We start from the raw sequence: 14,933 nt of genomic DNA, 5'->3' as shown, positions 1-14,933 counted from the left end.
CGTTGAACCACCTGATCCCATCCCGAACTCAGAAGTGAAAAGCGCCATCGCCGATGGTAGTGTGGGGGATCCCATGTGAGAGTAGGTCGTCGTCAAGCTTTAAATTAAGAGAAACCCCATCCTGCTAAGCAGGGTGGGGTTTTTTCGTTTATGTTCATAAAAAAGATAAGCACAATGCCAGTGCGGGACTCTTTAGACGATACGCGTGTGAGAGAGGCTCAGTCTAAAAGAAAGTAATAGAAGTCATGGTTGTTAGTGTTTACGTGTCATATATATAGTTATTTTTACTGATACGTATGTGCTAGTATCGAATAGATTAATTAGAGATTATTTTTAAAAAACGGTTTTCACTGATTAGTTATTTACATTCAATAACTAAAAAATCTGTATTTAATATAGAAATTGTTCAAAACTTAATTGACCCTAGTGTTAAAAGCAGTCTACAATCAAATTCGTTTAAAAGAGTTGGCAGTATTTATGTCCAGAGTTGCGAATAGTACGTCATGTATTTTCGGTCCTGTTAAGTCATAAGTAATACCGAGTTTTTTTAGCACTAAAACGTATAATGAATATACGTATAAATTAACTTAATCTACAGGATAACAGACATGTCTGACGTAGTAACTGGTACAGTAAAATTCTTCAACGAAACTAAAGGTTTCGGTTTCATCACTCAGGATCAAGGTCCTGACGTTTTTGTTCACTTTTCTGCAATCAACACTTCTGGTTTCAAAACTTTGGCTGAAGGCCAAAAAGTTGAATTCCAAGTAGCTCAAGGCAAAAAAGGCCCTGAAGCTCAAAACGTTACTCCTTTATAAGTAACGTTGCTGAGATAATTCTCAGCGGTGTATGAATGCTAAAAAAGCGACTATTAGTCGCTTTTTTTGTGTCTAAGTTTTTATACTTTCTCTCTTTTAACTCCTCTTCTTTATATCCAGTGTAGATCTTTCTTTAGAAAATTTTCCTCTTGCATGATGGGTTTATAGTCATTTTGTTCTGTGAGCATTTATCTGGATCGCTTGGTATAAGGGGTCTTCTTCAGTTTGCTAGCAGATAAATATTGAGCATGAAGTGATTTTTCTATTATCACTTAATCCAACTATTTTTAAGCTAATTGTATTTGTTATCCAAATCCAATATGTAGGTTTTTTCCTACATGAATTGAGGTTTTTTCTTTATCTTGTCAGGTATTAGTATTACTATAGGACCATACTTGATTTCAATCCGAGGATAAAAATAATGAAAAAAGCTCAACTTACAAAAACTAGTTGCTTGATCGGCGCTTTATTTTTTAGCTGTACAGTACTTGCGAATGGCGAAAGGGTTGCTCCTGTTGAATATGCTAAATATCAGCCTGTATTAGCTGAGTCTAAGCTTCAAGAGTCTGATCCAAACGGCAAGTCAGGCAATAAAAACGAATTTGCATTAGATAGCGATTTTACAGGTGTTGTTAGCGAACATTTTTACGTGGATAAACACTCTGAAGCACTTGTTTTTAAAATGTCTGGTTATAAAAACAGAAGTGAAATTCGAGTATTGGATAACTTTGATACTTCCTTACCTAATACATATTATCGCTTGAGTGCGGATTTGATGCCTATCAATCCTCTAGAGTCTGTACAAAATAGTGAAAAGAAAAATGACGCAATGACTTTCCTGCAAGTACATAATAGCGGTGATGGAAGCAGCCCTAGAGGGAAATCCGGAGAAGGGTATATTCCTCACCCCTTAATGCGAGTGGTGTACGAAGCTGAGCGTAGCGGTAAGAAGAATCATTACTGGGCGATTATCAAAAACAATGCCGTTAACTGTGGTTCAAAAAGTGGGAACAAAGGCACTGAAGCTTGTAAAAAGGCTTATATTAAGCTGGATTTAGGCCCTGTGAACCTGTCTGAACCTACACGTTTTGATATTGTAGTGGGAAATTCGAAGATGCTAATTAATGTGGATGGTGTAACCAAAGTTGATCACGACATTAGTTACTGGAAAGAGAAATTCAGCTATTTTAAAGCCGGTGTTTATAATCAATTTAAAAATGGCACAAGTGAAGTACATTTTTACTCACTTGAGTATAAAGTCGAAACGAAATAACTTTTCGTCAATCTAGAGTACTATTAGAAAGGGTAGATACATGATGTATCTACCCTTTTTTTGTAATCAAACTTTTAAATATTTGAATAGCAGTATGAATGATTCAAGGAGGTGCTTGTGCAGCCTAATGACGTGTTGAGCTTTTGGTTTGAAGAGGTTGAAGAATCAAAATGGTGGGTGAAAGATACCGAATTCGACGGTTTGATTATTAAACGATTTTCAAAAATACATAACCAAGCTATTCAAGGGGAACTTTATGAGTGGCGTTCAACACCAGCAGGGCGCTTGGCAGAGGTCATTGTTTTAGATCAGTTTTCAAGGAACATGTATCGAGGTGATGCAAAATCTTTTGCTTATGATTCTTTGTCACTTATATTGTCACAAGAAGCCATTCGTGTAGGAGCTGATATGGCCGTGCCTATGAGGCAGAGAGGCTTCTTTTACTTGCCTTTTATGCACAGTGAATCAAAAACAATTCATGAACAGGCTGTGTTTTTATACGATAAACTAGGCAATTCGAATAATTTAGAGTTTGAACGTAAACACAAAGCTATCATTGATCGCTTTGGGCGCTATCCTCATCGTAATAAAATACTTGCTCGAGTATCAACACAAGAGGAAATCGACTTCTTATCTGGACCAAACTCTAGCTTCTAGTTTAAACAGACTAACACTTTGATTACTTAAAGAGTATTTGTGAAGAATACTCTATAATATTGGTTCATTGATCGCGTTGGTGGTTGAGCTCAGGACTTGAGAAAAGTAGATGGGTAATCATGATGCGGGAAGTAATATTTTTTAGCGATAAATCATCTGAATAATAAGATGTTCATAATTTTATTGTACTAAAGAAAGCATCTTATTTTACTAAGGATAAAAACACATTGAGCAATAAAAAAGTTAACGACCCTCACCAACAACGCGAAGCGTCTAAATACGATAATCCTGTACCTAGCCGAGAATTCATCCTCGAGTTTCTAGCGAGTCAAAATAGAAGTATCGGCCACTTAGAGTTGTGCCAAGACTTCTCTTTGTCAGATGAAAATCAAATTGAAGCATTACGTCGCCGACTCATTGCTATGTGCCGTGATAATCAGTTATCCAGTAATCGCGATGATGAATACTCACCATTATTAGATAGCGATTTTATCGAGGGCTATGTGCAGGGCAATAAAGAAGGCCATGGCTTTTTACTGCGCTCTGATGACGATGATGTGTTTTTATCTGCTCGTCAAATGCAAAATGTTATGGACGGAGATAAAGCGAAAATTCGTTTATCTGGTCGTTCTGTGAAAGGGCGCTTAGATGGCGTGGTAGTAGAAGTGCTAGAGCGTAGGCATACGCAGATGGTTGGCCGCTACTATCAAGAAAGTGGAACGGCTTTCGTTACACCTGAAAACCCTCGTATTGCTCAAGATGTATTAATAACAACGGATTCTGGTTTAACGCCAAAGCATGGTCAATATGTATTAGCTGAAATCACTTCTTACGCAGAGCGTGGCAAGCCAACACAAGGTCTAGTGAAAAAGGTGTTGGGTGATTTCATGGCACCAGGTGTTGAAATTGAAGTAGCGATGCACCGTTATGAAATTCCTAACGAGTGGCCTAAAGCGGTAGAGCAGCAAGCTAAAAATTTCACCACAGAAGTCGCAGAAGAAGATAAAGTCAATCGAGTTGATTTACGCGAAACACCTTTTGTCACCATTGATGGCGAAGATGCTCGAGACTTTGATGACGCGGTTTACTGTGAAAAAACACCGGGAGGCTGGAAGCTCTTTGTAGCCATTGCTGATGTCTCTCATTATGTCAAAAAAGGGACAGCGTTAGATGAAGAAGCGATAGTTCGAGGGAACTCAGTTTATTTCCCCGGACGAGTCATTCCTATGCTGCCCGAAGTCTTATCTAACGGCTTATGTTCACTTAACCCGGATGTGGATCGTCTGGCGATGGTGGCTGAAATATCTTTGACCACGAAAGGTAAGATGCGTGGTTTTAAGTTTTATGAAGGCTTAATACGTTCTCACGCACGTTTAACTTACACCAAAGTAGCGAAAATGATTGCCCCTGAGCCAGAAGAGCAGGGCCTTGAATTACGTGAGCGTTATTCTTCTATTGTGTCTCATATCGATGACTTAAATGGTCTGTATCATACTCTCCGAGGCGCTCGAGACGAACGAGGAGCAATGGAGTTTGATACGGTTGAGACCCGTATGGTGTTCGATGAAAATTCTAAAATCGAACATATAGTGCCAGTTGAACGAAATGATGCCCACAAGCTAATTGAAGAGTGCATGCTCTGTGCAAACGTTGCCACTGCTGAGTTGTTATTAAAAGCGGATTTGCCCGCTTTATTCCGAGTGCATGAAGGCCCCAAAGACGATCGCTTAATGACTCTTCGTACTTACCTTGGTCAGCTTAACCTTGAATTGACTGGCGGGGCGAAACCAACACCTTCCGATTACGCTGATTTATCTGAGCAAATTAAAGATCGTGCCGATGCCCGTAGTATTCAAACTATGATGTTGCGTTCTATGTCGCAAGCTGTATATCAAGCAGACAATATGGGGCATTTTGGCCTTAATTACGAAGCTTACACCCACTTCACCTCGCCAATTCGCCGTTATCCAGACCTGTTAGTACACAGGGCGATTCGCTACCTAATTCGTGGGGAAGGACGTCCAACGGTCAGACAAGCGGTAAAAGTTGCAGGCAGTGATACGCTAAAAGCCCGTAAAATTTATGGCTACGATCACGCTGACATGGATGATTTTGGTGAATCTTGTTCTATGACTGAACGTAGAGCAGATGAAGCCACTCGTGACGTAGAAGCTTGGTTGAAGTGTCAATATGTTGAACAGCATTTGGGTGAACCCTTTGATGGCGTGGTAACGGCCGTAACTCCGTTCGGTTTGTTTGTTGAACTACAAGGGCTATTTGTTGATGGCTTGGTTCACATCTCAGGCTTAGGGCAGGATTATTTTGTTCATGATATTGAACGCCAAGCCATTATTGGAGAAAGAACAAATCGTGTATTCCGTTTAGGGGATACATTAAAAGTGGTTGTCGCCAGTGTGAATTTGGATCAGCGCAAAATTGATTTGAGCTTGGCAGATAATGGTCAACGACCTCGTAAAAAAGTAGAGCGTTCAGAGGTATCTGAATTAGAAATGCAGCTGGCTCAGTTACCTCCTATTGAATTAGGTGGACGACCTAAACCTAAGTCGTCTAGTAGCACGGAGAAACCGGAGAAATCTAGTGAAGGCCGCAAAAGCCCTGATCGTAAACCTAAAAAGAGACGAACAGATTCTAAAGGCAAGCGTGTAAGACAGAAGAAAACAGCGAGTGCAGCGGCTAAAACAAATTCAGGCTCTAAATCGGCAACTTCTGGTGTGAAGAAGAAACCTAAAAAAGCCAAAACAAAGAAAAGTAATGCTAAGCCAAGGGCGAGGGATTAGTACCTAGTTTAGCGCGTATTAGTCACATAGATTCATTTACATATTTAGAGTAAAAAATGTCAGATTTAGAATGGATATACGGCATGCATGCCGTTGAAAATGCCTTAGTTCAGCAAGCGGATAAAATTAAAGAAATACGTTTTCAAGAAGGCCGAGACGACAAGAAAACACAGCGTTTAGTGAAACTGTGTAAAACTCATAAGGTACGTTATAGCTTAGTACCTCGCCGAGAATTGGATTCTTTATTCAGTAAAAGTAAAGAACGTGTTGTTCATCAAGGGGTGGTTGCCTACACGGCAATGACAAAAGCGGGTAATGAAGCGGACCTACATAAGCTAGTATCGGGGCTTGATGAAAATCCTCTCATTATCATTCTAGACGGTGTTACCGATCCCCATAATTTGGGTGCTTGTTTACGAAGTGCAGATGCGGCTGGAGCACATGCGGTGGTTATGCCAAAAGACAACTCTGCTCCACTGAATGCGACCGTGAGCAAAGTAGCGTGTGGCGCTGCAGAAAGTATGCCTGTTTTCTCTGTGACGAACTTAGCGCGCACGATGAAAAAGCTGCAAGATCAAGGCGTATGGATCTTTGGCACTGCAGGTGAAGCCACAGGCACTATTTACGAGCAAGACCTTACTATTCCGACTGCGATTGTTATGGGAGCTGAAGGCGAAGGTATGCGCCGATTAACTCGTGAGCAATGTGACTATCTAGTGAAACTACCGATGGCAGGTGTGGTTTCAAGCCTTAATGTTTCGGTGGCGACGGGTGTTTGTTTGTATGAAGTCGTACGTCAACGTGCTGTTAAAGCTCAGGGTTAAGGAAGAAGACATTGTTTCCATCATTTAATATCCAATCTCCTGAAGTTGCGATTGAAGCTGACTTACAGAAAAAAATTGATTTTAAAACCAAACCAGCAGGCTCATTAGGGCAGCTTGAAGCATTGGCATTGCAGTTGGGGAAAATCCAAAATACTTTAACGCCAAATGTGTCTAAACCTCAGATGATAGTGTTTGCAGCCGATCATGGCGTGGTTGCACAAGGCGTGAGTTTATTTCCACAAGAGGTAACACCACAAATGGTGATGAACTTCTTAATGGGCGGCGCTGCGGTTAGTGTATTTTGTAAACAACACAATGTTCCCCTTAGAGTGGTAGATACAGGTGTTGCTGCTGATTTAGAGGCACACCCTTTATTAGGTCAACGCAAAGTCGCTTTTGCGTCTAAAGACTTTAGTATTGAAGCGGCTATGTCTGCTGAAGAGAGTCTTAGTGCCTTACAAGCTGGCCTTGATGAAGCCGACCTAGCCATTGATGCAGGTAAAAACCTTTTAATGTTTGGAGAAATGGGGATTGGTAACACCTGTGTCTCTTCATGCATGATGTCCGCATTATTAGGTATTAGCCCAGAAGACAGTGCAGGGCGAGGAACGGGTCTAGATCAAGAAGGTGTTTCACATAAAGCGCAAGTGATTAAATCCTCTTTAGAAAGAGCAGAACAAGAGACAGGGCAAGCAGTAGCTGATTGGACGGCGGAAACACTTGCTCAGCAAGTTGGAGGCTTCGAAATTTTGGCCATTGCTGGCGCTATGTTGCGTTCGGCTGAGCGTAATACCGCTTTTGTTGTCGACGGCTTTATTTGTTCAGTTGCACTATTGTTTGCTGAAAAGGTAAACCCTAACGTATTGAGCTTTGCGGTATTTTCCCACCAATCGAACGAGCAGGCGCATAAACACTTATTGTCGCAATTTAAGGCTCAGCCTCTTTTGTCTTTGGAATTGCGTTTAGGTGAAGGTTCTGGCGGTATTCTCGCTTACCCTCTTATTAATAGTGCTTGTGTGTTTATCAATGAGATGGCAAGTTTTGAAAGTGCAGGGGTCAGCGACGCAAAATAGCCTGCTTAATAGTTAAGGTGTTTTATTATGATATCTCGCACACTACTTGCCCCCCATTGGCAGGGTTTTAAGCGCAGCTTAGTAACCTATACTCGTATTCCACTTAAGGTGGATTGGAGTGATGATATAAAGCACACCCCTTCGGTGTGCTTTTTACCTTGGGTTGGTGTTCTGGTTGCTTTATTAAGTGCATGGCCCCTATGGCTTGAATGGTCGACCTCTATCCAAGCTCTTTTTATGTTATTGACGGCTGTTTTAATAACAGGCGGTTTCCATGAAGATGGGCTGATGGATGCTTGTGACGGCCTGGTAGGGGGCTTCGAACCTGACCAGCGCCTGTCTATAATGAAAGATTCACGCATAGGCAGTTATGCCGCTTTGGCTATTTGGTTCTCTCTCACTATTAAGTGGTTATTGTTAAGTGAACTGCTTACTCTAGCGCCTGAGTCATTTCTGAGCTTTATCTATGTGTTAAGTGCATGGTGTTTTATTCATGCCTTTGGCCGATTTTTTCCTCTCATTTTAATGCACTTATTGGAATACGTAAGTCTTGGAAATAGCAAATCTGCCAATATGTTATCCAAGTTATCTTTACCCCTATGGGCTTTAGCTTTAGCACCATGTGTCTTGTTTGGTGTGATGGCGTTTAATTTAATGGATTTGTTATTTGTTTTCTGCTTTTCAACTTTGCTGATTTTTGCTATCAGAGCCTACTTACATAACAAGATAAAAGGCTTTAATGGCGATACATTGGGTGCCAGTGAGCAAGTGGGTGAGGCGTTCCTCATTTTTTGCGTGTTGGTGTCCTATTCATGAAGCTTTTCCTTATTCGTCATCCCAAACCTGAGGTTGCTAAAGGCCTGTGTTATGGGCAAAGTGATGTGCCTTTAACTACAAATTGGCAGCTGAGTTCACAACCCCTAAAAAAGTCACTTACTAATCAATTGCAAGGTAAGACTTCTTTTTACCACAGCCCTTTAACCCGAACGGCTTTGTTGGCAAATTACATTAGCGATGATGGCTCAACTCCGGTTGACGCTTTGAAAGAGCTGGACTTTGCAGATTGGGATGGCCTGCTGTGGAATGACATAGCAAAGTCAGAAATTGACCTTTGGGCAGAGAATATTGTTAATAGCGCCCCTTATAATGGCGAGTCATTGCAAGATTTAGCCGATAGAGTTTGGTGTTGGTGGCTGACTATACAAAATAGTTCTGACGATAATTGTGTGCTGGTGACCCATTCAGGAGTGATTAAGGTATTAGTGAGTTTACTGTGTTGCTGGCCTTTGGAAGAATGTCACCGTATTGATGTTGGTTTTTGCAGCTTGACAGAGTTATCGATTCAACAAAATTCAGTCATGTTAAAGCGCCTAGGTGCTGGTGATTGGCTTCTTAATTAAATAATTCAATAGAGATATACGAGAATGTTGTTATACCTACTCGGCATGTTTGGTATTGCCGCTTTTGCTATTACAGGTGTTATTTCCTCTGGTAAAAAAGATATGGACCTTTTTAGTGTCGTGTTTTTAGGCATGGTTACCTCATTAGGCGGTGGTACCATTCGAGACACTGTGTTGTCTGTCGAAACTGTATATTGGGTAGAAGATACCTCTTATTTATGGGTGGCTTTTGCTTCCTCTGCGTTTGCCTTTTTTACCATAAGATATATTGAGAACCGTCAAAGACTTTTCCATTACGCAGATTCATTTGGTCTGGCGTTATTTACTGTAGTGGCAACAGAGAAGGTGCTTAATTTAGGTTTTTCTCCTTCTATTGCGATTACTATGGGGGTTATCACAGGGATTGCTGGAGGCATTATTCGTGATGTCTTAAGCCATAAACCGCCTCTCGTTTTGGGTAGAGAGTTTTATGCCACGCCTGCTTTTTTAGGTGCTTTACTGGTCGTTCTACTTCAAAATAATGTGCCTTCACATGAATTTAACTCCATTTACGCCGTAGCATTAATCTTTATACTGAGAATCTTCGCAATTCATAAAGACTTGTATTATCCAAGTTGGCTACTCTACAAAAAGAGATAAAAAATGACTGATACAGTGACCTCAAAAGATGACCAAGACGCATTAGATAAACGAGAAGCACGTTTGTTGAAAAAGAAGGAAGTTGTTGACCAGCGTATTGCAGCGGCGACAGAAGAAAGAGGTGTTACCATCTTGCTTACTGGCAATGGTAAGGGCAAAAGCTCCAGTGCTTTTGGTACCATGGCACGTGCTTTGGGGCATGGTCAGAAGAGTGCTGTTATTCAGTTTATTAAAGGCCGTAAGGAAACAGGTGAACAGCTCTTTTTTGCTCAGCACCCTTTAGTAGATTTTCATGTTATGGGTCATGGCTTTACTTGGGAAACCCGCAATCCAGAACTTGAACAACAAGCCGCAGAACAAGCTTGGTCCTTAGCTAAGCAAGTGTTGTCAGACCCAAGTGTGCATTTTGTTTTGCTAGATGAAATAACCTATATGTACAAATATGGTTATTTAAATGAGCAAGATTTAATAGAGGCTTTAGCGAATCGTCCCTCACATCAAAATGTCATGATGACAGGGCGTACAGCACCTAGAGTTCTGTTAGATAGCGTTGATACCCATAGTAAAATTGCTAATGAGAGACATGCTTTCGCCCATGGAGTAAAAGCGCAAATTGGCATCGAGTGGTAGTTTACGTTAAGAGTACAAATAAAAAAGGGAAGCTGAAGAAGCTTCCCTTTTTTATTTTCAGGCACCTAAAAATAAAATCGACACCTTTATTTACTGTTGGAATTTTCCATCAAAATATCTTTTATAACCATTCTAGGTACTCCCATCGCTTTGAGAACGCTCGCAACAACGGCATTAATAGATTCATCTAAGTTAAATGCCGGACCATTATCTGTTTGATCAAAAACAGGCTGATGAGCATCAATCAAAGCTATACGATCTGAACCGAGCTTCGTTTTCATGAAATCAACGCTTGGTTGTACGTTTTCGATGTAAAACTGAAAGCGCTTAAATAAAGACTCATCATCATCATCGGCTCGACCACGAGCTTGTGCACGAGACATCATTTCTTGGCGACTAATGCTTAAGTGAAGCACTTTTAGCACAGGGATGTTCATTGAGCTTAAAAAGTCTAGAAGGTGTTCCGCTGCTCGTTGAGTTCTTGGGTAACCATCTAAAATGAAGGTTTCGCCATCGGCAAAATTTTCTTGCTCTATGTGAGCCGCGACAAAATTTTCAGTCCATCGGTTGGGTACCAATAGCCCATTCATGGTACAAAATTCAAGCCATTCCAGCTGGGAAGTGAATAAGTCCATACCTGTTTTATCGAACATTTTTTCTAACTCTGCTTGATAGGAGCGAACTTTGGCACTTAATGATTCGGTCGTATCTACACAATCAAAAATATTATTTTCATAACTTAAATCGTATTTAGTCGCTAATAGTTCTGCGAAGGATGGGTCTTCCTTAGCATCCTTAAAAGTACTACGTAAAATTTCTCCCATAGAAAGGTGAGCTTCTGGGCGAATAGATAATGTTTTGCACAGGGCGCTGGCGACTTCGCCTTTACCGCAACTTGAAGGACCTGTCAGTATGATAACGCCAGGCTCTCTTACTTTAATTTTTTCAACTTGAACGAGTGATGTAAATTGGTTCCCAGAGTACATGTTTCCACCTTTTTTTGATTCCTACAAATAGGGTAGAGTGAATGGATGTTGTTGTCAGTAAAAAAGTTATTTTCTTCATCTAGTTAGCGCAAATAGTTGAATGAATATTCTTGGAGTCTGCCCTTCCAACAAATATTTAGTAGCTGCTTTTAATTATTGAGATTTATTCTCATATAGGTGGATTTTTCTTTTCTTATATATAATAATGATTCTCATTAAGTTTTAATTTATTTGTGTTGGGAGGGTACTATGCAAAACTGGGAACGTTTAACAAGACAGGCCAATAAGGCGCATTCAAATTATGCTTTTTCTGATGCTGTAGAGTTGCACAGAGAGGCTCTTTATCAGGCTCAACAATCTTTTGACGACAGCTTCCATCTGGATGCTGAATCTTCTGTTGCTGCTATAGCAGTGAGCTTTTTGAATATGGCGGAGTCTTATTCTTCTTTAGGAGATTACATATCTGCTAACACACAGTATGAAAATGCTGTAAACTTTCTCCAAGCTATTATTGCTCGTCCGGATATGGAGGAAGAGCACCGTGTCTTAATTATGAGAACGGCCTCGCATATTCGCTTCGAGTGGGATTTATTTTCTAAAACCCATGGTAATAGCGTGATGTCGCAAAAAAAGTCTTTGTTACAAGCTCTATCGCAAGCTGTATCCAGTGCTAAGGCAGTGGTGCAGCATTAATTGTTAGTGTATTTTTTTAACTTTCAACATGAACCATAAGGAAAAATATATGAAGTCTGTTGTTACTACTTTACTAGTAAGTGTATTTCTTGTTTTAAGCCAAGTTGCACAAGCACACCCTGGACATGATCATTCTCATTGGATGAGCAGCGCTATCCACGTATTAAGTGTACTTGCTGTAAGTGGCGTTATTCTTTCGGCTGTGGTTTATAAGCAAATTCAACGTCGCCGTAAAAACGATCAATAAGAGGAAGTTAGCCATGATGCATAGTATGATCAAAATGGTAGATAAAGTTGTTCAGTTTAAGACAGCTAAAGCGCATTGCGATATCCCATGTAAAATTTACGATCCATCAACTGCTTTATTAGCGGCTTTGAGCTGTGTTCGCCTTATGGACATCATCAAAGAAGTTGAAGGTGAAGTTGGTGTTGCAGAAGTTGCTAAAGTATCTCGTTTAGTTGCAGAGAAAGAAGCGGCTTGTACTGAAGTTAAAGAAGCAGTTCGCATCATCTGGGGCGATTACTTCAAAGCACCTCAGTTTGAACAAATTCCAAATGCTCATGAATTAACACACAGCATTATGTTGCAGGCTTCTAAGTGTAAACAAGGTATTAACCGCGCTGACGGTGAAAAACTTGTTGAGCTAGTAAATGAGTTCGCTGAAGCATTTTGGTTGACTAAAGGCGTGTCTACATACCGTGCAGCATGCCCATACCCACCAATGCTTGATACAGTTTACCCAGATCTAAAAGGCTAATTGGCTTTTTAATACGAACGGCAAAGTAATACGAAAATAGTTAAGGGAAGGCCTTAGCCACAGCATCAGAGGTGGATAATGTTTAAGCTAATTAAAGTGCAGGGAGAAAGCATGTCACCTCTTTTGGAAGAGGGTGATTTCGTTTTTATTAGTCGTTGGTATCGTAAACTGATGATCGGCCACCTTGTGGTGGTCGACCATGCTTTATATGGTTATATCGTAAAGAGAGTACTTCACATCGCTCCCGATGGTCAGTTATGGCTTGGCGGAGAGAACAACAAAAGCATGCAGTCAGAAAAAATTGGCTGGGTGTCCCCAAGACGTGTTATCGGCAAAGTTATTACGAGTATTCGTTCTTCTCGTCCAACTAAAAGTGTATAGAAAATAAGACACTTTATACAATTTCTTCAAAATAGCTTTTTATTAGGATATTGGACTTAACGTCGCATTTTCTTAGAATTCATGCACCTGTTTATTTCCTTATTCTAATTCATTAAGCGAGCATCTATGTCTACTAGTAAACAATCCCCTCAAAAACATACCCGCCTTGAGGATATTCAAGCTATGGTCATTGGAACCATGATTATAGCCTTGGCAATTAACCTTTTCTCACAAGTTGGTTTATTGACGGGAGGAACGGCAGGTTTAGCGTTTATTATTCAGTACTCATCGCCTTTAACTTTTGGGCAAGCTTTCTTTTTGATTAATTTACCTTTTTATATATTGGCGATAGTGCATTTTGGTTGGGAGTTTACGTTAAAGACTTTCTGCGCAGTATTTTGTCTATCATTATTTTCAGATTTAACTCCGATGTTATTGTCCTTCGAGAGCGTTAATCCTTTTTATGCCAGTATAGCGGGTGGCTTTTTAATGGGGGTTGGCTTTCTTATGCTGTTTCGACATAACGCCAGCTTAGGTGGTATAAATATTTTAGCTCGCTATATAGCTGAAAAATATGGAGTTTCTATGGGGAAATTTCAAATGGTTATAGATTGCGGCATCGTGTTGTTATCTGTATTTGTAGTGGATTACTGGCTAATAATTATTTCTTTTATTGGTGCTTTTGCTTTAAACCTGATTATTACTGTTAACCACAAACCGGGTCGTTACATGGGAAATATTTAAGAATAAGCATCATTCAAATCAATAGCAGTACTGTTAGAATTTTTTGGGTTCAGCTGTATGAGCTAAGTTATGGAATATTTCCTAACGTAGGGCTACTCAGGTATCATAAGTCTCTTATTATGCATCTTTATGTATAGCGATTTGATAAACCTTAAATAGGCAATTTACTTGAGACTTGATTTTTATATTTCCCATGTTACTGAGTTAGCGCGAAAAGCAGCTAAAATAGCGGCATCTAAAGGGCGAATTACAGTAAATGGCAATATTGTTAAAAAAGCCAATTACAATGTACAAGAAACCGATGTTATTAGTTTAGACGGAGAGCTCCTTGCTTGGCCAAGTGAGGGGTATTATTTACTTAACAAACCTGCTGGCTATGTTTGTGCAAACCAAGATGCGGAACATCCCGTTGTACTCGATTTATTGCCCTCTCACCTAGGTCAAAAACTTAATATTGTTGGTCGCTTGGATAAAGACACAACAGGGCTTTTACTACTTACTACCGACGGTCAATGGCTGCACCGTATTACCTCACCTAAAAACGCTTGCTCAAAGCGTTATCGTTTATCCTTAGCTGACCCCATTTTCGACGATACTTTAGATCTTCTAGAGAAGGGGGTTTTGTTGAATGGCGAAAGTAAACCAACACTACCTGCGATTGCAGAACGCATAAGTGAGACGGAGATATACCTGACAATTCATGAAGGTAAGTACCATCAAGTAAAACGTATGTTGGCAGCAGTGGGTAACAAGGTGGAGTCATTACATCGTGATAGGATTGGTACACTAGCATTAGATCTCGTTGATGAAGGCGGGTACCGTCAATTAACGGAAACAGAAGTTGCGTATTTTTAACAGAGATTAAGACATGAAAGAACTATCTATGGATGAGCGAGTCCAATTACTAGTCGCTGCAGATGATGAAAGATTAAGCTATTTTGTGGAGCAAGCAAAAGCCACTAATTTAGTTTGGAGTTTGAGCAACGAAGAAGGCTTCGTGATGGTTGAAACCGATGACGGTGATTGCGTTATGGTGTGGCCCGATGCTGAGTTTGCTAGTCAATGGGCGATTGAAGATTGGGAAGATTGTGAGCCTGTGTCTATTTCCTTAGATACCTTCAAAGGTGAGTGGCTACCTAGCTTAAAATTAGACAATATCACTATTGCTGTATTTCCAAATATTGAAGATGAAGGCAAGTTATCGACAGCAGAAGAATTGACAGAGTTGTTTTCTTAATCTGTGTTGATTAGCCTCCATC

18 protein-coding genes and 1 rRNA gene are annotated in these 14,933 nt (G+C 40.3%); 18 read left to right on the top strand and 1 reads right to left on the bottom strand.

Annotation, left to right across the window (positions count from 1 at the left end):
- The 11 genes from rrf to cobO all read left to right on the top strand — a co-directional run.
- Positions 1 to 98, top strand: a 5S ribosomal RNA gene (gene rrf, locus OFY17_RS10785); the annotation flags it as partial.
- Between the two features lie 510 nt (positions 99 to 608).
- A complete protein-coding gene (locus tag OFY17_RS10780) occupies positions 609 to 818 on the top strand; it encodes a cold-shock protein (RefSeq protein WP_012071288.1) in 210 nt (69 codons plus the stop codon).
- A 421-nt stretch (positions 819 to 1,239) separates the two neighbouring features.
- On the top strand, positions 1,240 to 2,091 hold the full coding sequence (locus OFY17_RS10775) for a polysaccharide lyase family 7 protein (protein ID WP_263530738.1): 852 nt from the start codon (positions 1,240 to 1,242) through the stop codon (positions 2,089 to 2,091).
- Between the two features lie 117 nt (positions 2,092 to 2,208).
- Positions 2,209 to 2,748 carry a DUF924 family protein gene (locus tag OFY17_RS10770; protein ID WP_263530737.1) on the top strand — a complete coding sequence of 180 codons (540 nt, stop codon included), beginning with the start codon at positions 2,209 to 2,211 and terminating at the stop codon, positions 2,746 to 2,748.
- A gap of 227 nt (positions 2,749 to 2,975) precedes the next feature.
- Positions 2,976 to 5,546 (top strand): ribonuclease R, encoded by a 2,571-nt coding sequence (gene rnr / locus OFY17_RS10765; protein WP_263530736.1) that lies wholly within the window; start codon positions 2,976 to 2,978, stop codon positions 5,544 to 5,546.
- Between the two features lie 56 nt (positions 5,547 to 5,602).
- Positions 5,603 to 6,370: a 23S rRNA (guanosine(2251)-2'-O)-methyltransferase RlmB gene (rlmB, locus tag OFY17_RS10760; RefSeq protein WP_263530735.1), complete on the top strand. Its 768-nt coding sequence runs from the start codon at positions 5,603 to 5,605 to the stop codon at positions 6,368 to 6,370.
- 11 nt (positions 6,371 to 6,381) lie between these two features.
- Entirely contained in the window at positions 6,382 to 7,443 is a 1,062-nt protein-coding gene (gene cobT / locus OFY17_RS10755) for a nicotinate-nucleotide--dimethylbenzimidazole phosphoribosyltransferase (protein ID WP_263530734.1), read from the top strand.
- Between the two features lie 27 nt (positions 7,444 to 7,470).
- Complete coding sequence (locus OFY17_RS10750) at positions 7,471 to 8,259, top strand: adenosylcobinamide-GDP ribazoletransferase (protein WP_263530733.1); 789 nt, start codon at positions 7,471 to 7,473, stop codon at positions 8,257 to 8,259.
- Complete coding sequence (locus tag OFY17_RS10745) at positions 8,256 to 8,843, top strand: histidine phosphatase family protein (protein ID WP_263530732.1); 588 nt, start codon at positions 8,256 to 8,258, stop codon at positions 8,841 to 8,843. Before OFY17_RS10750 ends, OFY17_RS10745 begins: the two co-directional genes overlap by 4 nt.
- A 24-nt stretch (positions 8,844 to 8,867) precedes the next feature.
- Positions 8,868 to 9,482, top strand: a complete 615-nt coding sequence (locus tag OFY17_RS10740; protein ID WP_263530731.1) for a trimeric intracellular cation channel family protein — start codon at positions 8,868 to 8,870, stop codon at positions 9,480 to 9,482.
- A gap of 3 nt (positions 9,483 to 9,485) precedes the next feature.
- Positions 9,486 to 10,112 (top strand): cob(I)yrinic acid a,c-diamide adenosyltransferase, encoded by a 627-nt coding sequence (cobO, locus tag OFY17_RS10735; RefSeq protein ID WP_263530730.1) that lies wholly within the window; start codon positions 9,486 to 9,488, stop codon positions 10,110 to 10,112.
- Between the two features lie 86 nt (positions 10,113 to 10,198).
- On the opposite strand, the gene OFY17_RS10730 is transcribed toward cobO, so the two are convergent.
- Positions 10,199 to 11,098 (bottom strand): adenylate kinase family protein, encoded by a 900-nt coding sequence (locus OFY17_RS10730; protein WP_263530729.1) that lies wholly within the window; start codon positions 11,096 to 11,098, stop codon positions 10,199 to 10,201.
- 249 nt (positions 11,099 to 11,347) lie between these two features.
- On the opposite strand from OFY17_RS10730, the gene OFY17_RS10725 reads away from it, so the two are divergent.
- The 7 genes from OFY17_RS10725 (at position 11,348) to OFY17_RS10695 (ending at position 14,911) form a co-directional block, all read left to right on the top strand.
- Positions 11,348 to 11,791, top strand: coding sequence for a tetratricopeptide repeat protein (locus OFY17_RS10725; protein ID WP_263530728.1), 444 nt, complete (start codon positions 11,348 to 11,350; stop codon positions 11,789 to 11,791).
- Between the two features lie 49 nt (positions 11,792 to 11,840).
- A complete protein-coding gene (locus tag OFY17_RS10720; protein WP_263530727.1) occupies positions 11,841 to 12,038 on the top strand; it encodes a hypothetical protein in 198 nt (65 codons plus the stop codon).
- Positions 12,039 to 12,051: 13 nt separating this feature from the next.
- Positions 12,052 to 12,549, top strand: a complete 498-nt coding sequence (gene sodN, locus OFY17_RS10715) for a superoxide dismutase, Ni (RefSeq protein WP_263530726.1) — start codon at positions 12,052 to 12,054, stop codon at positions 12,547 to 12,549.
- 78 nt (positions 12,550 to 12,627) lie between these two features.
- Positions 12,628 to 12,930: a nickel-type superoxide dismutase maturation protease gene (sodX, locus tag OFY17_RS10710; protein WP_263530725.1), complete on the top strand. Its 303-nt coding sequence runs from the start codon at positions 12,628 to 12,630 to the stop codon at positions 12,928 to 12,930.
- A gap of 126 nt (positions 12,931 to 13,056) precedes the next feature.
- Positions 13,057 to 13,674, top strand: a complete 618-nt coding sequence (locus OFY17_RS10705; protein ID WP_263530724.1) for a YitT family protein — start codon at positions 13,057 to 13,059, stop codon at positions 13,672 to 13,674.
- A 168-nt stretch (positions 13,675 to 13,842) separates the two neighbouring features.
- Complete coding sequence (locus OFY17_RS10700) at positions 13,843 to 14,529, top strand: pseudouridine synthase (RefSeq protein WP_263530723.1); 687 nt, start codon at positions 13,843 to 13,845, stop codon at positions 14,527 to 14,529.
- Positions 14,530 to 14,542: 13 nt separating this feature from the next.
- Positions 14,543 to 14,911, top strand: a complete 369-nt coding sequence (locus tag OFY17_RS10695; RefSeq protein WP_263530722.1) for a DUF2750 domain-containing protein — start codon at positions 14,543 to 14,545, stop codon at positions 14,909 to 14,911.
- Positions 14,912 to 14,933 lie beyond the last annotated feature (22 nt).

Source organism: Marinomonas sargassi (assembly GCF_025716875.1).
Lineage (GTDB): Bacteria > Pseudomonadota > Gammaproteobacteria > Pseudomonadales > Marinomonadaceae > Marinomonas > Marinomonas sargassi.
Note: the sequence above shows the minus strand (reverse complement) of the source record. Positions and strands in the feature narration are given on the sequence as shown.